At 65.5% G+C, this 17,485-nt stretch carries 18 protein-coding genes; 12 read left to right on the top strand and 6 right to left on the bottom strand.

The features are described 5' to 3' along the window. Nucleotides 1-19 precede the first annotated feature (19 nt). Genes F6B93_RS18950 through F6B93_RS18935 form a run of 4 tightly spaced genes read left to right on the top strand, consistent with a single transcriptional unit; the run spans nt 20 to nt 2,581 of the window. Nucleotides 20-460 carry an SRPBCC family protein gene (locus F6B93_RS18950; protein ID WP_211696463.1) on the top strand — a complete coding sequence of 147 codons (441 nt, stop codon included), beginning with the start codon at nt 20-22 and terminating at the stop codon, nt 458-460. A gap of 11 nt (nt 461-471) precedes the next feature. Further along, complete coding sequence (locus F6B93_RS18945; RefSeq protein ID WP_211696462.1) at nt 472-1,551, top strand: CaiB/BaiF CoA transferase family protein; 1,080 nt, start codon at nt 472-474, stop codon at nt 1,549-1,551. Nucleotides 1,552-1,609: 58 nt separating this feature from the next. Next, a complete protein-coding gene (locus F6B93_RS18940) occupies nt 1,610-2,062 on the top strand; it encodes an SRPBCC family protein (protein WP_211696461.1) in 453 nt (150 codons plus the stop codon). A gap of 51 nt (nt 2,063-2,113) precedes the next feature. Further along, complete coding sequence (locus tag F6B93_RS18935; RefSeq protein ID WP_211696460.1) at nt 2,114-2,581, top strand: SRPBCC family protein; 468 nt, start codon at nt 2,114-2,116, stop codon at nt 2,579-2,581. On the opposite strand, the gene F6B93_RS18930 is transcribed toward F6B93_RS18935, so the two are convergent. Further along, complete coding sequence (locus F6B93_RS18930) at nt 2,574-3,779, bottom strand: pyridoxal phosphate-dependent aminotransferase (RefSeq protein WP_211696459.1); 1,206 nt, start codon at nt 3,777-3,779, stop codon at nt 2,574-2,576. The genes F6B93_RS18935 and F6B93_RS18930 overlap by 8 nt on opposite strands. Nucleotides 3,780-3,931: 152 nt before the next feature. Between F6B93_RS18930 and F6B93_RS18925 the strand changes: the two genes are divergently transcribed. After that, a complete protein-coding gene (locus tag F6B93_RS18925; RefSeq protein ID WP_211696458.1) occupies nt 3,932-5,143 on the top strand; it encodes an acetyl-CoA C-acetyltransferase in 1,212 nt (403 codons plus the stop codon). Between the two features lie 42 nt (nt 5,144-5,185). Further along, nucleotides 5,186-7,330, top strand: a complete 2,145-nt coding sequence (locus F6B93_RS18920; RefSeq protein ID WP_211696457.1) for a 3-hydroxyacyl-CoA dehydrogenase NAD-binding domain-containing protein — start codon at nt 5,186-5,188, stop codon at nt 7,328-7,330. Nucleotides 7,331-7,350: 20 nt separating this feature from the next. Here the strand turns inward: F6B93_RS18920 and F6B93_RS18915 are convergent, their stop codons facing one another. Then, the gene (locus F6B93_RS18915) at nt 7,351-8,562 is read right to left on the bottom strand and encodes an FAD-dependent monooxygenase (protein WP_211696456.1); all 1,212 of its coding nucleotides are present in this window, start codon (nt 8,560-8,562) and stop codon (nt 7,351-7,353) included. A gap of 78 nt (nt 8,563-8,640) precedes the next feature. Here F6B93_RS18915 and F6B93_RS18910 point away from each other — a divergent pair, with 78 nt between their 5' ends. Together F6B93_RS18910 and F6B93_RS18905 are read left to right on the top strand one after the other, a co-directional pair. Continuing rightward, nucleotides 8,641-9,189, top strand: a complete 549-nt coding sequence (locus tag F6B93_RS18910) for a TetR/AcrR family transcriptional regulator (protein WP_211696455.1) — start codon at nt 8,641-8,643, stop codon at nt 9,187-9,189. A gap of 10 nt (nt 9,190-9,199) precedes the next feature. Continuing rightward, complete coding sequence (locus tag F6B93_RS18905; RefSeq protein WP_211696454.1) at nt 9,200-10,189, top strand: LLM class F420-dependent oxidoreductase; 990 nt, start codon at nt 9,200-9,202, stop codon at nt 10,187-10,189. Nucleotides 10,190-10,202: 13 nt separating this feature from the next. On the opposite strand, the gene F6B93_RS18900 is transcribed toward F6B93_RS18905, so the two are convergent. From F6B93_RS18900 to F6B93_RS18890, 3 genes are all read right to left on the bottom strand, one after another. Next, on the bottom strand, nt 10,203-10,496 hold the full coding sequence (locus F6B93_RS18900) for a putative quinol monooxygenase (RefSeq protein ID WP_211696453.1): 294 nt from the start codon (nt 10,494-10,496) through the stop codon (nt 10,203-10,205). A gap of 95 nt (nt 10,497-10,591) precedes the next feature. After that, on the bottom strand, nt 10,592-12,241 hold the full coding sequence (locus tag F6B93_RS18895) for a DNA repair helicase XPB (RefSeq protein WP_211696452.1): 1,650 nt from the start codon (nt 12,239-12,241) through the stop codon (nt 10,592-10,594). A gap of 24 nt (nt 12,242-12,265) precedes the next feature. Then, a complete protein-coding gene (locus tag F6B93_RS18890; protein WP_211696451.1) occupies nt 12,266-14,527 on the bottom strand; it encodes a helicase-associated domain-containing protein in 2,262 nt (753 codons plus the stop codon). Between the two features lie 71 nt (nt 14,528-14,598). Between F6B93_RS18890 and F6B93_RS18885 the strand changes: the two genes are divergently transcribed. The 4 genes from F6B93_RS18885 to F6B93_RS18870 are packed head-to-tail and all read left to right on the top strand — an operon-like array spanning nt 14,599 to nt 16,241. Then, on the top strand, nt 14,599-14,799 hold the full coding sequence (locus tag F6B93_RS18885; RefSeq protein WP_211696450.1) for a hypothetical protein: 201 nt from the start codon (nt 14,599-14,601) through the stop codon (nt 14,797-14,799). Nucleotides 14,800-14,809: 10 nt separating this feature from the next. Beyond that, entirely contained in the window at nt 14,810-15,340 is a 531-nt protein-coding gene (moaC, locus tag F6B93_RS18880) for a cyclic pyranopterin monophosphate synthase MoaC (protein ID WP_211696449.1), read from the top strand. Next, on the top strand, nt 15,337-15,819 hold the full coding sequence (locus F6B93_RS18875) for a MogA/MoaB family molybdenum cofactor biosynthesis protein (protein WP_211696448.1): 483 nt from the start codon (nt 15,337-15,339) through the stop codon (nt 15,817-15,819). Before moaC ends, F6B93_RS18875 begins: the two co-directional genes overlap by 4 nt. Further along, a complete protein-coding gene (locus F6B93_RS18870) occupies nt 15,816-16,241 on the top strand; it encodes a molybdenum cofactor biosynthesis protein MoaE (protein ID WP_211696447.1) in 426 nt (141 codons plus the stop codon). Before F6B93_RS18875 ends, F6B93_RS18870 begins: the two co-directional genes overlap by 4 nt. Nucleotides 16,242-16,249: 8 nt before the next feature. On the opposite strand, the gene F6B93_RS18865 is transcribed toward F6B93_RS18870, so the two are convergent. Then, nucleotides 16,250-17,485 carry a transglycosylase family protein gene (locus F6B93_RS18865; protein WP_211696446.1) on the bottom strand — a complete coding sequence of 412 codons (1,236 nt, stop codon included), beginning with the start codon at nt 17,483-17,485 and terminating at the stop codon, nt 16,250-16,252.

The raw sequence follows: 17,485 nt of genomic DNA, 5'->3' as shown, positions 1-17,485 counted from the left end.
TTTCGCTATCGTTCGGGCCATGGCAATCAAAGAATCCCGCGACATAGTCATTGAAGCCAGCCCTGACGAGATTCTGGACGTCATCGCGGACTTCGAAGCAATGCCTGGGTGGTCGTCGCCCCATCAGAGCGCCGAGGTGCTCGAGACCGGAGACGACGGTCGGCCCAGCCAAGTGAAGATGAAAGTCAAAACCGCCGGTATCACCGACGAGCAGGTGGTCGGCTACACGTGGAGCGGCAATGCCGTGCGCTGGACGCTCGTCAGCTCCACCCAGCAGCGCTCCCAAGAGGGAAGCTACGAGTTGGCGCCCGAGGGTGAGAAAACCAAGGTCAAGCTCGAGATCGCCGTTGACCCGCTGGTCCCGTTGCCTGGATTCGTCCTGAAGCGCGCCGTTAAGGGCACAGTCGAGACGGGTCTCGATGAGTTGCGCAAGCGCGTGCTGAAGGTGAAGAAGGGCTAGGGATCGGACCGGTGACCAATGGGGGGCCCCTGGCCGGGGTAAAGGTCATTGAACTTGGTGGCATCGGACCGGGGCCGCACGCGGGCATGGTGCTGTCCGACTTGGGCGCTGACGTGGTGCGGGTGCGCCGCCCCGGCGGGCTGACGATGCCGTCCGAGGACCGCGATCTGCTGCACCGCGGAAAGCGAATTGTCGACCTCGACGTCAAGACGCAGCCGCAAGCATTGTTGGAGCTGGTGGCCAAGGCCGACGTGCTGTTGGACTGCTTCCGGCCCGGCACCTGCGAGCGACTCGGCATCGGACCCGAGCACTGCGCCGCGGTCAACCCGCGACTGATCTTTGCGCGGATCACCGGGTGGGGCCAGGAAGGCCCGCTCGCCGCGACGGCCGGGCACGACATCAACTACTTGTCGCAGACGGGTGCGTTGTCGGCGCTGGGCTACCGAGACCGGCCTCCTATGCCGCCGTTGAATCTGGTTGCCGACTTCGGTGGCGGTTCGATGCTGGTGCTGTTGGGCATCGTGGCTGCCTTGTATGAACGGGAACAATCGGGCAAGGGCCAGGTCGTCGATGCCGCGATGGTCGACGGGGTAAGCGTGTTGGCCCAGATGATGTGGACCATGAAGGCAACGGGCGCTCTCCGTGATGAGCGCGAATCCTTTCTTCTCGACGGTGGTTCTCCGTTCTATGGCTGCTATGAGACTGCCGATGGCAAGTACATGGCGGTCGGGGCCATCGAGCCACAGTTCTTCGCCGCGTTGCTGGCCGGGCTCGGCCTCGATGCCACCGAGCTGCCAGGTCAGCTCGACATTGCCGAGTACCCGCGGATGCGTGCGGTCTTCGCTGAGCGATTTGCCAGCCGGACCCGTGACGAATGGACGGAGGTTTTCGCCGGCACCGATGCGTGTGTGACGCCGGTGCTCACATGGAATGAGGCCGCCTCCAATGATCAGTTGAGAGCACGATCGACGCTGATCACCGCCTACGGCCTGCAGCAGGCCGCACCCGCACCCCGCTTCTCCCGAACAGGGGCCGGATCGGTCGGGCGGCCACCGGCCGCCACGACACCGATTGACGACATCAACTGGTAGTTGGCGATTTGCCCCGAACACGTTTCGAGACCAGGCCGGCGTTGCTAGCTTGAACGTGGTGGCAGTAAAGGCATCGCGAGAGTTCGTCGTTGACGCGCCTCCGGATGTGGTGATGGAGGCGCTGGCAGATGTCGACGCCCTCACGTCCTGGTCACCGCTGCACAAAAGCATGGAAGTGATCGACTACTACCCGGACGGTCGGCCCCATCATGTGCAGGCCACCGTCAAGATTTTGGGGCTCGTCGATAAAGAGATTCTCGAATATCACTGGGGCCCCGACTGGGTGTGCTGGGATGCGGACCAGACTTTTCAACAGCATGGACAGCATATCGAGTACACGGTCAAACCCGAGGGTGTCGATCAATCGCGAGTGCGCTTCGACATCACCGTGGACGCGGGCGTTCTACCTGGCTTCATCGTCAAGAAGGCAAGCGAGCATGTCTTGGATGCCGCGGCGAAGGGGCTGCGCGACCTGGTGGTCGGTCGTAACAATCCAGGCGAGGCGGAATAGCTTCGCTTCGACTGCGCCGCGTCCACGATCAGGGTTGCTAGTTTGGTAGCGATGGCCGTACAAGCGTCGGGTGAAATCGTTATTGACGCGCCCCCTGAGGTGATCATGGAGGCGCTCGCCGACATGGAACAGGTGCCAACATGGTCGTCTGTTCACAAGAAGATCGAAGTCGTTGATACCCATCCCGACGGTCGACCGCACCACGTACGAGTCACGGTCAAAGTAACGGGAATCGTCGACACCGAAATGCGCGAGTATAACTGGGGTCCCGACTGGATGGTCTGGGATGCCGACAGGACCTCCCAGCAACGTGGCCAGCACGGCGAGTACAACCTGCGTCGCGAGGCTGAAGACAAGACCCTGGTGCGATTCAGCATCACGGTCGAACCATCCGCGCCGCTGCCGGAATTTTGGGTCAATCGGGCGCGCAAGAAGATCATGCATTCCGCGCTGGAGGGGCTACGCGATCGGGTCATGAGGGACTCAGGTCCGCAGGGCCCTGCCGGCAAGCCTACGTAGCGGGCCCGTCGCTGAGCGCGGCTAGGCGTCTAATCGCCTCGTCCAGTGTGTCGTCTCGTTTGCAGAATGTGAAGCGCACCAAGTGATTCCATGCCAGGGCTGGGGTAGGGTCCCGCTGCCGCGCGCGGCCATGCGCCGGATCGCAGAACGCCGACATCGGGATGGCGGCCACGCCGACCTTTTCTGGGAGCGCGGCACAGAACGTCGTGCTGTCGTGGTACCCCAGCGGCCGGGGATCAGCGCACAGGAAATAGGTGCCGTAGCTGTCGTGCACCCCGAATCCGATGTCGGATAGTCCCGTCGCCAGCCGGTCGCGTCTGGATTGCAACGAGGTCCGCAGCGTCGCCACCCACGCATCCTGCGTGTTGAGCGCCAACGCCACCGCCGGCTGGAACGGTGCACCGCCCACGTAGCTCAAATACTGTTTGGCTGCCCGCATGCCGGCGATGAGTCTTGCCGGGCCGCAAGCCCATCCGATCTTCCAGCCGGTGCAGTTGAACATCTTGGCGGCGCTGGAGATGGTGATGGTGCGCTCTGCCATCCCATCGAAACTAGCCAGTGGCACGTGTCGTGCGCTGTCAAACACCAGGTGCTCATAGACCTCGTCGGTGATCACCAAGAGGTTTGCTGCCGCTGCTACCTCGGCAATGGCCGACAGCTCGGTTTCACTGAGTACCGCGCCGGTCGGGTTGTGGGGGGAGTTGACGATCAATGCGCGAGTTCGCGGCGTGACGGCTCGTCGCAAGGCGTCGGTGTCCAGGATGAACCCACGGCCATCGGCGACCAGGGGTACCGCGACGCGGTGTGCGCCGGCCATCGCGACCACGGGCGAGTAGGAGTCGTAGAAGGGCTCGATCAGCAATACCTCCGAGCCGGGTTCGACGAGGCCGAGCACCGCTGCCGCAATGGCCTCGGTGGCCCCGACCGTGACGAGCACCTCCGCGTCCGGGTCGTATCTGATCCCAAAATGCCGCTCCCGCTGGGCGGCGATGGCCTGCCGCAGCGGTGCCATGCCCAACCCCGGCGGATACTGGTTGACGCCGTTGGCGATGGCGTCCTGCGCTGCAGTCAGCATCGCTGGTGGTCCGTCTTCGTCGGGAAAGCCCTGGCCGAGGTTGACCGCGCCGATGCGCGCGGCCAACGCCGACATCTCGGCAAACACCGTGGTCGCGTACGGCTGTAGTCGCGACACGGTCATGGTCCCCGAGCTTAAGACGGTGACGATGCGGCCCAACCAACAGGACGATGCGGCCCAACCAACAGGTTGGCCGACTGCCCTGTTAGTGTGCTCATAGTGGGCCTAGTGTCTTAAGAAGGACCCAACCCCTTTGTTGTGAACAGGAAGTCGAAATGTCCGAAGAAGCTTTCATCTATGAGGCCGTCCGCACGCCGCGTGGCAAGCAAAAGAACGGATCGCTACACGAGGTCAAGCCGCTGAGCCTGGTCGTCGGCCTGATCGACGAGCTGCGCAAGCGAAACCCCGACCTCGATGAGGACCTGATCAGCGATGTCATCTTGGGCTGCGTCTCGCCCGTTGGCGACCAGGGCGGCGACATCGCCCGCGCGGCGGTGCTGGCCGCCGGCATGCCCAACACCGCCGGTGGCGTGCAGCTCAACCGGTTCTGCGCCTCCGGGCTGGAGGCCGTGAACACCGCCGCGCAGAAGGTGCGTTCCGGCTGGGATGACCTGGTGCTGGCCGGTGGTGTCGAGTCGATGAGCCGGGTCCCCATGGGAGCCGACGGCGGCGCCATGGGCATGGACCCCGCGACGAACTACGACGTGATGTTCGTACCGCAGGGCATCGGCGCCGACCTGATTGCCACCATCGAGGGCTTCTCCCGGGATGATGTCGACGCATACGCATTGCGTAGCCAGGAGAAGGCCGCCGAAGCATGGTCGGGCGGCTACTTCGCCAAGTCCGTGGTGCCGGTCCGCGACCTCAACGGTTTGCTGATTCTCGACCACGACGAGCACATGCGCCCGGATACCACCAAGGACGGGCTGGCCAAGTTGAAGGCGGCTTTCGAGGGCCTTGCCGCGTTGGGTGGCTTCGACGACGTCGCGCTGCAGAAATACCACTGGGTCGAGAAGATCAACCACGTGCACACCGGCGGCAACAGCTCCGGGATTGTGGACGGCGCTGCGCTGGTCATGATCGGCTCGGAGAGCGCGGGTAAGTCACAGGGCCTGACCCCGCGGGCGCGCATTGTCGCCACCGCGACCAGTGGGGCCGACCCGGTGATCATGTTGACCGGCCCGACCCCTGCCACTCGCAAGGTGCTCGACCGTGCCGGGCTGACCGTTGACGACATCGACCTGTTCGAGCTCAACGAGGCGTTCGCGTCGGTGGTGCTGAAGTTCCAGAAGGACCTGAACATCCCCGATGAAAAGCTGAACGTGAACGGTGGTGCCATCGCGATGGGCCACCCGCTCGGTGCCACCGGGGCGATGATCCTGGGAACGATGGTCGACGAACTCGAGCGCCGCAACGCCCGGCGTGCGCTGGTCACGCTATGCATCGGCGGCGGAATGGGCGTGGCCACCATCATCGAGCGCGTCTGAGGATCGCCTGACATTTTCCGGGAAGGGAAGCTGAGAAAACCTATGGCGGACAACACAATCCAGTGGGACAAGGATGCCGACGGCATTGTCACACTGACCATGGATGACCCCTCCGGGTCGGCCAACGTCATGAATGAGGCCTACATCGAGTCGATGGGCAAGGCGGTTGATCGCCTTGTCGCCGAAAAAGATTCGATCACCGGTGTGGTGATTACCAGTGCGAAGAAGACCTTCTTCGCGGGTGGCGACCTCACCAAAATGATCGAGGCGGGCCCGGAGAACGCCGGGGAGTCCTTCGACACCGTCGAGACGGTCAAGAAGCAGCTCCGCACGCTGGAGACGCTCGGCAAGCCGGCTGTCGCAGCGATCAACGGCGCCGCGCTCGGCGGCGGCCTGGAGATTGCGCTGGCCTGTCACCACCGCATCGCCGCCGACGTCAAGGGCAGTCAGCTCGGTCTGCCGGAGGTGACGCTGGGACTGTTGCCCGGCGGCGGTGGGGTGACTCGCACCGTGCGGATGCTGGGTATTCAGAACGCCTTCGTGTCCGTGCTGGCGCAAGGCACTCGCTTCAAGCCGGCCAAGGCCAAGGGCATCGGGCTCGTCGACGAGGTATTGCCCACCGTCGAGGAGTTGGTGCCCGCCGCCAAGGCTTGGATCAAGGCGAATCCGGATGCACACGAGCAGCCGTGGGACAAGAAGGGCTACAAGATGCCCGGCGGTTCTCCGTCGTCGCCGAGCTTGGCGGCCATCCTGCCGTCCTTCCCGTCGAATCTGCGCAAGCAGCTCAAGGGTGCGCCCATGCCGGCGCCGCGTGCCATCTTGGCCGCCGCGGTCGAGGGTGCGCAGGTGGACTTCGACACCGCCTCCCGTATCGAGAGCCGCTATTTCGCCTCGCTGGTTACCGGCCAGGTCGCCAAGAACATGATTCAGGCGTTCTTCTTCGACCTGCAGCACATCAACTCCGGGGGCTCGCGCCCGGACGGCATTGAGAAAACCCCGATCAAGAAGATCGGCGTACTCGGGGCCGGCATGATGGGCGCCGGCATCGCCTACGTCTCGGCCAAGGCCGGCTTTGATGTGGTGCTCAAGGATGTGACCGCCGAAGCCGCCGCCAAAGGCAAGGGCTACTCCGAGAAGCTGGAGGCCAAGGCGCTAGAGCGGGGTCGGACAACCGAAGAGAAGTCAAAGGCACTGCTCGCCCGGATCACCACGACCGCCGACGCTGCCGACTTCAAGGGCGTGGACTTCGTCATCGAAGCGGTCTTCGAGAACCAGGAACTCAAGCACAAGGTTTTCCAGGAGATCGAAGACGTGGTTGAGCCTGACGCGGTCCTCGGGTCCAACACCTCGACGCTGCCGATCACCGGTTTGGCGACCGGCGTCAAGCGGCAGGAGGACTTCATCGGGATCCACTTCTTCTCGCCTGTCGACAAGATGCCGTTGGTCGAGATCATCAAGGGCGAGAAGACTTCTGACGAGGCCCTGGCCCGGGTGTTCGACTACACCCTGGCGATCGGCAAGACCCCGATTGTGGTCAACGACAGCCGCGGTTTCTTCACCTCTCGGGTCATCGGCACCTTCGTCAATGAGGCGCTGGCGATGCTCGGCGAGGGCGTTGAACCGGCCAGCATCGAGCAAGCCGGCTCGCAGGCCGGCTACCCGGCACCGCCGCTGCAGTTGTCTGATGAGCTCAACCTCGAGCTGATGCACAAGATCGCGGTCGCGACTCGCAAGGGCGTCGAGGATGCCGGCGGCACCTATGAGCCGCATCCGGCGGAAGCCGTCGTCGAGAAGATGATCGAGGTCGGTCGGTCCGGGCGACTGAAGGGCGCCGGCTTCTACGAATACCCGGACGGCAAGCGCAGCGGTTTGTGGTCCGGCTTGCGGGACACGTTCAAGTCCGGCAGTTCGCAGCCCCCGTTGCAGGACATGATTGAGCGGATGCTGTTCGCCGAGGCGCTGGAAACGCAGAAGTGCCTCGACGAGAACGTGCTGACGTCGACCGCCGACGCCAATATCGGATCGATCATGGGTATTGGGTTCCCGCCGTGGACCGGTGGCAGTGCGCAGTACATCGTGGGCTATCAGGGTCCGGGTGGTACCGGTAAGGAAGCCTTCGTAGCCCGCGCGCGTGAGCTGGCGGCGAAGTACGGCGACCGCTTCCTGCCGCCGGACTCGCTGCTCTAGTTGGTGCGACTGCTCGCGCGCTAGCCAGCAACTGGCGTGCCGTACTCCTTGACGTGCATCGCGTCGAACGGGCGCACACCTTTGGCGTTCTGCTTCGCGATCGCTCTGGAGAGCCCGGAGGGTAGCACCGAGATCAACTGTGCTCCACGAGTCAGCGCCCAGACTCCGGCTGTGGAGCCGGGGACCCAGCGCTTGGCCATTGTGCGTGCAAAGGCGCGGCTACGGAGCACGGGCTCGGCCATCTGACGTTCGTAGGCGGCGAACGCACGCGCAAAGTCGCCACCGGCTTGCGCCAGTTCGCCGGCGAGTACGTAGGCGCCGAACACTGCGAGGCTGGTGCTGCCGCCGACCGCGGGCCCCGGGCAGTAGCCGGCGTCACCGACGAGGGTGACGCGCCCCCGCGACCAGGTGTCCATCTGCAGCTGGGTGATCGAGTCGAAGTAGAACGCCGGTGTGCGGTCGATCTCTTCGAGCCAGCGGTCCACCTGCGGATGCATCCCGGCAACTGCGTCGCCCAGTAATTCCTTCTGCCGCGGGACATCTCGATAGTGGTAGTGGAGTTCGTCTTTGCTGCGGAACATGAACGCCGCACGGGCGTCGTCCAGGGGTTGCGCGGTGTAGGCCATGGCCAAGCGGCCAACGCCGATATGGGTGACGGACGCTCCGTCGCGCGCCAGCGTTTTCGGCACCGACAGGACGGCCAGGTATCCGCCCAGGTACTGGGTGCGCGCGGCGTGTTCGCCGAACACCAGCCGACGCACATTCGAATGCAGTCCGTCGGCACCGACCACGACGTCGAACCTGCATGGCGCAGCGCGCTCGAAGGTGACATCGCCGTCGGGGGAGATGGCTGTGATCGAGTCCCCGAACAGGTACTCGACATCGTCGCGGCCGGCAGAGTAGTAGACCTCGCTGAGGTCGTCCCGCATCACTTCCACGTGGCGGTCGGAGGTGACGGCCACCAATTTGGTGACGTCGACCTGCGATGCACGTTGGCTGCCTTCGCGATGGATGGTCAGCTGGGTGGTCCCGGTGGCCAGGGCTTCGACGTGGGGCAGCACGCCCATCTTTTTGGTGATCTCCATGGCCGGCCGGAACAGGTCGACGGCGTGGCCACCGGTCTTGCGCAATTGCGGAGCGCGTTCCACGACGGTGACATCGAACCCGTACCGGGTGAGCCAGTAAGCCAGGACGGGGCCGGCGATGCTGGCCCCGGAGATCAGAATCCGCATGCGAACCTCCTACTTACTTAACGTTCGGTAAGCATAGCATAGACGCTTACTTATCGATAAGTCAGTTACGCTCGGGGTGTGAGTAGACCCAAGTCAGACACCAGAACCCGCATCCAAGACGTCGCGCGGGAGCTGTTCTGGCGTCAAGGCGTGCACCGCACCAGCCTGCAGGACATCGCTGATGAACTGGGGATTACCAAGCCGGCGTTGTACTACCACTTCGCATCGCGGGAAGATTTGGTGCGCAGCACTCTGGTGCCGCTGATCGAGGAAGGCGAGCGATTCGTCGCCGACCAGGAAAGCCTCGGGGATACCGATTCCCGGGCGTTGCTGGAGGGCTATTTCGACTTCCTCTACGGACGCCGCCAGGACCTCATGCTGGTGTTGTCCGAACCGACAATGCTGGCCGACCTCGGCCTGGTCGACAATGTGCTGGCGTGGCGTGACCGGCTTGGCAAGTTGCTGTTCGGCCCGCGGCCGACTCTCGCCCAAGCCACCCGGGCGGCGGTCGCGTTCGGCGGCTTGCACGACTGTTGCGTGCAGTTTCCGGACGCGCCGTACGAGGAGCTGCGGGCGTGCTCGGTGGAAGCCGCGCTCGGCGCGTTGGGCGAGTCGCCGCCGCGCTAGAGTCCCAGCTATGCGATTTGGACTCTTCATTCCGCAAGGCTGGCGAATGGACCTCGTTGGCATCGAGCCCGCGGAGCACTGGGCCGTGATGCGCGGCCTGGCTGCTTACGCCGATCAAGGGGCCTGGGACTCCCTGTGGGTTTACGACCATTTCCATACCGTGCCGGTGCCGACGAGCGAAGCCACCCACGAGGCCTGGTCGCTGATGGCGGCGTACGCGGCGACCACATCGCGGATCAAGCTCGGTCAGATGTGCACGGCGATGAGTTACCGCAACCCTGTCTACCTGGCCAAGGTGGCAGCGACCACGGAGATCATCTCGGGCGGCCGGATCCAGATGGGTATCGGCGGAGGCTGGTACGAACACGAGTGGCGGGCCTATGGCTACGGGTTTCCGTCGGCCGGGGTGCGGTTGGCCCGGCTGGACGAAGGTGTGCAGATCATGCGCGCCGCCTGGCGCGACGGCGAAGTCAGCTTCGACGGTAAGCACTACCAAGTGGACGGTGCGATCGTTGCCCCGAAGCCGTTGCAGGACGGCGGCATTCCCCTGTGGATTGCCGGCGGCGGCGAGAAGGTCACGCTGCGTATCGCGGCAAAGTACGCGCAATACACGAACTTCGCGCCCGAGCCCACCGCGTTCGCCCACAAGTCGGATGTGCTGGCGCGGCACTGCCAGGAGCAGGGCACGGACTTCGACGCCATTGTGCGCTCGGCCAATTTCACCACTCTCGTCGGGACTTCGGAAGCCGACGTCAAAGACCGGCTACAGCGGGTACGTGACCGAATGGTCGGCTACGTACCCGAGGCGGTGGCGGATGCCATGATCGCCGGTGGCGCTGGCCCCGACTCGGCCACCGGCACCGTGGAACAGGTGATCGAGCGGATCACCAAGATTCGTGATCTCGGCTGCGAATACGCGATCTGCTACTTCCCGGAGGCCGCCTACGACCGCTCGGGCATCGAATTGTTCGAACGTGAAGTGATTCCGGCATTGAGCTAGCCGGACAGGCCGGTCAGATGTCGGTGGTGGCGTACCTGATCTTGACGGGGGGCGCGGCTAGCAGTGGCGGAAGCTCCGTGAGCTGGCCTTCGCCGGCGCGAAATCTGCGGTAGGCCTCGTCGTGCTCGACCGATTCCCAGAGTTCGTAGACGAGCCAGTGCGTTTCGTCATCCGAGTTGACGAGTACGTCGGTCTTGAGGTTCCCCGCGAAGGCCCGGGTGTCCACCAGTGCACGGCCCAATACTTCACGAGCCGCGGAGACCTCGTCGGGCTTTATCCTGAGTTCCAGGGTCACGGTGACCGGCATGTCGTCTCCTTGCATCGGGGGCGGCGATCTCAATGCGTCCCAAGATAGCTCAGCCGGGCCAACCCAATATGAGCCGCCCGCCGAGAACCTTGGCGCTAGATCGCTGGGCCGAGTAGGTCGTCGGCATCGCGGATAATGTAGCCATAGCCTTGCTCGGCGAGGAATCGCTGCCGATGCGAGGCATACTCGGCATCGAGGCTGTCGCGGGCCACGATGGAGTAGAAGGTGGCGCCGCCGCCATCGGCCTTGGGCCGTAGCAAGCGGCCGAGCCGTTGTGCCTCCTCTTGACGCGAACCGAAGGTTCCTGAAACCTGCACCGCTACAGCTGCTTCCGGCAAGTCGATGGAAAAGTTTGCGACCTTGGACACGACGAGCGTGGACACCTCCTCGCGACGGAACGCGTCGAACAGAGCCTCACGCTCCTTGGTTTTTGTCGACCCTTGAATCACCGGAGCGTTCAACTCCGCTCCCAGCTCGTCGAGTTGGTCCAGGTATGCGCCGATAACCAGCGTCTGCTCACCGGGATGGTTCTGCAGAATCGACTTGACCACAGCAATTTTGGTGTGCACGGTCGAACACAGGCGGTAGCGCTCCTCGGGTTCGGCGGTTGCGTACATCATCCGCTCGTTGTCGGTCATCGTCACCCTGACTTCGACGCACTCCGCCGGCGCGATCCAGCCCTGCGCCTCGATGTCCTTCCACGGAGCGTCATAGCGCTTCGGGCCGATCAAGGAGAACACGTCGCCCTCGCGCCCATCCTCGCGGATCAATGTAGCCGTAAGTCCCAGCCGTCGTTTCGATTGCAGGTCGGCGGTCATGCGGAACACCGGTGCCGGCAGCAGATGCACCTCGTCGTAGATGATCAGTCCCCAGTCGCGGCTGTCGAAGAGCTCCAGGTGGCGGTACTCACCCTTGGTGCGACGCGTGATCATCTGGTAGGTCGAAATGGTGACTGGCCGAATCTCCTTGCGCTCGCCCGAGAATTCGCCGATCTCTTCCTCGGTCAGCGAGGTGCGGGCCACCAGCTCGCGTTTCCATTGGCGGGCCGCGACGATATTGGTAACCAGGATCAAGGTTGTTGCGCCGGCTTTGGCCATCGCGGCAGCGCCGACCAGCGTCTTACCTGCCCCGCAGGGCAGCACTACTACTCCGGAGCCGCCGGCCCAGAACGAGTCCGCCGCCAGCTGCTGGTAGTCGCGCAGCTGCCAATCATCCTGGCGCAGGCTGATCGGATGTGCCTCGCCATCGACATAGCCAGCAATATCCTCAGCGGGCCAACCGATCTTGAGCAGCAGCTGCTTGACCCTGCCCCGTTCGCTCGGGTGGACCACGACGGTGTCGGTGTCGATCCGGGCACCGAGCATCGGCGCGATCTTCTTGTTGCGCAACACCTCCTCGAGCACCGCGCGGTCCAGGCTCACCAGCGTCAGACCGTGCGCGGGATTCTTGACCAACTGCAGCCTGCCGTAGCGGGCCATGGTGTCGACGATGTCAACCAGCAGTGGCTGCGGCACCGCGTACCGGGAGAAACAGACCAGCGCGTCGACGACTTGCTCGGCGTCATGGCCGGCGGCGCGTGCGTTCCACAGCGCCAGCGGCGTGATGCGGTAGGTGTGCACGTGCTCGGGCGCGCGCTCCAGCTCGGCGAACGGCGCGATGGCCGCGCGCGCGGCACCGGCTTGCTCGTGATCCACTTCAAGCAACACCGTCTTGTCAGACTGCACGATCAACGGTCCGTCGGTCACAGAGTGCACCTCCTCAACCCACCATTATTGGTCGTCGAACGACGACACCGACGTGATGCGGTGTATCGCGAAGTCACGCAGCCGCCCGGATGCCGAATCGAACGCCGCCAGCTGACCACCCCGGACGGCGACCGGGGAAAGCACTCGCTGGGTCGCCACACCGGCGGCGTCGAGGTAGCCGACCACCAGCGTCGCCCGTTCGGACGCCGCGCGTTGCAGCAAGGACATGATGACCGTGGGATCGACGCGGGTGTTGCCGAACGGAGCGGTGGTCACCGTGCGCAGCACAGCGACGATTGCGTTCAGGGTTTCGTTGCTTGGGCGCGGTGTTGTGCGATATGGCCGACGCTGCTGCTGCGGCGGCGGCACCCGGGCACCGCGGGTGCGGACGTCAACGATGGCGCCCGTGGAATCTTCGGCAGCCGGGGAAAGGCCCGCGCTCCGCAACACCGCAAGAACTTCGCCGATCGGTGCGGGAGACACTGCGACCGTGGGAGCCAGAGTGCGTAGCTGCAATTCTTCGGCCGCGGGCGCCGACACCGCCTGGGCCAGTAGAGCCGGATCCTCGCATCGCACAAAGGACGCGGCCATGCCGATCCGCAGCTGGCCATGCCGACGGGCTACGTCATCGATCAGGTACGTAAGCCCCTGCGGCACGGCGGTCCTAGAACGATTGGTGAAAAACGTATGCATCCAGTCGGGCGTCTTTCCGACATCGAGACCATGTCGGATGGATTGCTCGCTGACCCGGTAGACCATCGCAGCGCCGGCCGATTCGACAGTCGCGACGGTGGCCAGGTCTTCGGCGAGATCGCGCTCCAGCGGCCCTGGAACCACGACGGTGAGGTCGGCCTGCACCAGGAAGTGGTCGATCGGTTTGGGTAGTGCTGTGGTCATCGCGGCAGTGATGGCCGCGGGATCGGCCGTTTCTCGCAGGAATGCGCGGCCGGGCGTGCTGATCGCCCCCCGTCCTACCAAGCCCAGCGCGTGGGCCTCGGCCAGGAGGTCCGCGACGGGTCGCGGCTGGAGGCGGCGGGCCCACCGTGGGCGGCGCCAGATCAGCGCCGCCGACGCCCGGTGCGCATCAACACCGGAGCCGGCCGGCAACTCGGCGAGTATGCCCAGCAGTAGTCGACGATCCAGCGGCGCTGCTGTCGAGAACAGCGAGTCCGACAGGGCGGCATAGGGTTTGGCGTCAGGGCCGCGACTACCGATCAAGGCCGGCCGGCCCGGAAGGTCCAGCCACGTGCTGGCTAACCAGTGCCACCGCTCGGCCGGTGATGCTGCCGTGAATCGATCGGCGGTTACGGTTGGTGCCCAAAAAGGCCCCTCGCCGTGCGACGGTTCCGGGTCCGGCATGCCGCCGGCGATCAATCCGGCCGCGGCCGCGAGCTCGAGGATCAGACCCAGGCGCGGCTCGTCGATGCCGGTCGTCTTGGCCAGCCGTTTGATTTCGCGAACGCCGAGTCCGCCGCTGCGCAGTTCGGCAACGGGTGCGGTGCCAAGAGTGTCGAACAGCACGTCGAGTTCGCGCAGCAGGTCGATGGCGGCTCCGGCAGCGGCAGCATCGACGTCGGCTTCGGTGGTGGCGGAGACTACCGGGTCGGGCGCCGTCAGCTGCATCGGACCAGGTTGCTCGCCCCGCAGCACCTGACCGACGTGGCGTGGCAGGATCACGGTCTCGGCGTCGATCCGCCGCAGCAGGCCCATCGACAAGAGTTGCGGCACCGGCCGGTCCGGTTGCGCGCCCGGCGCGGCGTCGCGAGTACGGCCAATCGGGGACCCCGCGAGCAACTTCTCGAGCACGTCGCGCTGCGATTGCGTCAGCGCGGCAAGTAATTCGTTGATCTGATCCGCGGTGCGCGAACTTTCCTCGAGTGTGACTTGACCCTGGTGCCACGGCAGCGCCGTGCCTGCATCGGCGGCGACCCGAACGGTCGCGTCGCCCCAGGCCAGCGCTCGTTGCTTGAGGTCATCGAGCGCGTCGATCACGTCGGTGTGGGCGGCGCGGTCGCCCACCAACGACAGCACTTTGGTGATCGGCACCGGCGCGGTATCGGCCTGTAGCACCAGCAGTGCGTCAAGGATCGCCAGGCGCAGAAAGTCGAGCTCGTCGGTGGCAGCCTTGACCGATTGCCGGGCCTGGGCGCGAGCCGCCAGTGCGGCGATGCTTCCCGGCGGCGGTTGGGCAAGGTCCGGCCGCAGCTCCAATAGCCGGATGAGCCGCTCGTCGGGCAAGTCGGCCAGCCAGGACCCCAGCGGGATATCCGGGGTGTGTTCGGTCATTGCTGATCAGCGTAGGCCGCACCGGCGACCTTCCAGCGCGTGCGGGTGCAAGACCTGTCAGAATGGAGCTCGTGGCTGACACTGCAAGCGGCAAGGTGCGCAAAACCCGGTACGTGGATAACGGCTGGCCGACCACCGACCCGGACGATCATGCGGTAAGCGAACTAGCGACTGATCGCACTGGTGCGTTGTCGCCCTTCGGCGAAATAGAGTTTCCGGTGCCCTCCGACGACCTGCCCTACCTCCATCCGGTGACGGTCGTCAATCGGTAGGCCGGCGGGGATGGCCAGGGCTTCCAGGGCATCCGAGTCGCCGGGGGCGCGTGAGTCGGGCGAGCAGAGCCCGGGCGCGCTGTCGCACCTCGATGAGCGAGGTGCCGCACACATGGTTGATGTCACCGAGAAGGGGGCCACAAAGCGCACCGCCGTTGCCGCGGGCGCGTTACGCACCACGGCCCAGGTGGTTTCGCTGATATCGACTGGCGGATTGCCCAAAGGCGATGCGCTGGCTACCGCACGGGTCGCGGGCATACTCGCTGCCAAACGCACCAGCGACTTGATTCCACTGTGTCATCAGCTCGCGCTGACCGGCGTTGACGTCGACTTCAAGGTCGCGGAGGCCGCTATCGAGATCACCGCGACCGTCCGCAGCACCGACCGAACGGGCGTTGAGATGGAGGCGCTGACGGCCGTGAGCGTGGCGGCCTTGACTCTCTACGACATGATCAAAGCGGTCGACGCGGCGGCGCGCATCGACGACATTCGGGTACTTCACAAAGAGGGCGGCCGCAGCGGAACCTGGTCACGGCGATGAGCACCCGATCGGCCAGCATCGTCATCGCCTCTACCCGCGCATCGGCTGGTGTCTACACCGATGTTTGCGGCCCCATCATCGCTGCCTGGCTCGAGGAGCGGGGGTTCTCACCTGTCAAGCTCATGGTGGTCGCTGACGGGGAAGCGGTCGGTGCGGCGTTGCGCGACGCGGTAGATGCTCGATCCGACGTCGTTATCACCTCCGGCGGTACCGGCATCTCGCCCACCGATCGCACTCCGGAGCAGACCATGGAGGTGCTGGACCACACGATCCCCGGGCTAGCCGACGCGATCCGCAGGTCGGGTCTGCCGAAGGTGCCGACGTCGGTGCTGTCGCGCGGGGTGTGTGGCGTGGCCGGCCGGACCATGATCATCAATCTGCCGGGTTCGCCGGGCGGGGTCCGCGACGGTCTCGGAGTGCTCGCCGATGTACTGGACCACGCTCTCGCGCAACTCGCCGGAGAAGATCACCAACGATGACACGGGTTCTGCGCGCAACCGTGACCGAGGCGCCTATCTCTCTGGCCGAGCACGAGGACTTGGTCAGCCATGAGTCGGCCGGTGCGATTGTCGGCTTCGTCGGCGCTATCCGCGACCACGACGGCGGACGCCAGGTTTCGCGGCTGGAGTACTCCGCGCACCCGACCGCCGCTCAAGTCCTCGCCGATGTCGTCGCCGAGGTGGCCGCGGAGTCCAACGGTGTCCGTGCGGTCGCGGCTAGCCACCGCATCGGCGTCCTGACGATCGGCGACGCCGCATTGGTGGCTGCGGTCGCCGCCGATCATCGGCAGGCCGCTTTTGCCACCTGTGCCCAACTGGTCGAGACGATCAAGGCACGGCTTCCGGTCTGGAAGCATCAGTTCTTCGCCGACGGGACCGAAGAATGGGTGGGCTCGGCCTGATCCCGGTTTCAGCAGACGGCGGGTGGCGCGACGAGTGCGTCCAACGCGTCGTTGCCGGCGACGTCGTGCGTCCGGATCGCCTGCCACAGTCTCTTCGTGTACGCGACGGTCGAGGCCTCGTGGATCTCGACCTGTGGATCGGTGCCCTCGCCGGGAACCGGTGGCGCCGCGTCAGCGGGCTCGGGGCCTGCCTGCGGTAGCCCCAAGTCTGGGTTGATCTCCGGGGCGGCGGATGCTGAGGGCAGGTCCGCCGGTGGGGCGGGGGCCAGGTCCGCTGGGGGTGCCGGTGGTAGGTCCGCTGGTGGGGCGGGGGCCAGGTCTGCCGGTGCCGGTGGTAGGTCCGCTGGTGCGGCAGGAACCAGGTCGGCGGGTGCTGGTGGTAGGTCTTCTGGGGGTGCCGGTGGTAGGTCCGCCGGTGGGGCGGGGGCCAGGTCGGCGGGTGCTGGTGGTAGGTCTTCTGGGGGTGCCGGTGGTAGGTCCGCTGGTGCGGCGGGGGCCAGGTCGGCGGGTGCTGGTGGTAGGTCTTCTGGGGGTGCCGGTGGTAGGTCCGCTGGTGCGGCGGGGGCCAGGTCGGCGGGTGCTGGTGGTAGGTCTTCTGGGGGTGCCGGTGGTAGGTCCGCCGGTGGGGCGGGGGCCAGGTCTGCCGGTGCCGGTGGTAAGTCCTCCGGGGGCGCTGGCGCCGGGTCGGCGGGAGGTGCCTGCGGCGCAGGTAGATCGATGCCGACCGGTTGAACGTCCATCGGAGCATCGGCGGGAGGTGCGATGTCCGCCGGGGGCGGCCCATCTGGGGGAGGTGGTGCCAACGGTCCCGGCTCACCGATGATAGGTGCGCCCAGCGGCGCATCCATCGGTCCCGGCGGCGGAAGGACCTCGCGTGGCGTCGCAGCCGAGAGACCGCCACCGCATACCGGCCAGGCACCGCGCCCTTGTGTCGCCAGCACGCGCTCCGCGACGGCAATCTGCTGCTCCCGGGTGGCCAGCTGGGCTGCCGGGGCATACTCGTCGCCGCCATGTGAGGCCCAAGTGCTTTGGGAGAATTGAAGGCCGCCGTGGTACCCGTTGCCGGTGTTGATCGCCCAATTGCCCCCGGACTCGCAACTTGCGACCCGGTCCCATTCGCCGTCGGTGGCCGCGGCCGCTTGACCGGCCATGGCGAGGCTGCCGCCGCCAAGCACAGCGCCGGTAAAGGCGATCTTGGCGACGCTGACGTTCGAGGTGGTGGGCTTGCGGTGACGTCCACTCAT

Origin of the sequence: Mycobacterium spongiae (assembly GCF_018278905.1) — a bacterium.
Lineage (GTDB): Bacteria > Actinomycetota > Actinomycetes > Mycobacteriales > Mycobacteriaceae > Mycobacterium > Mycobacterium spongiae.
This window is presented reverse-complemented; position numbering and strand designations above follow the sequence as displayed.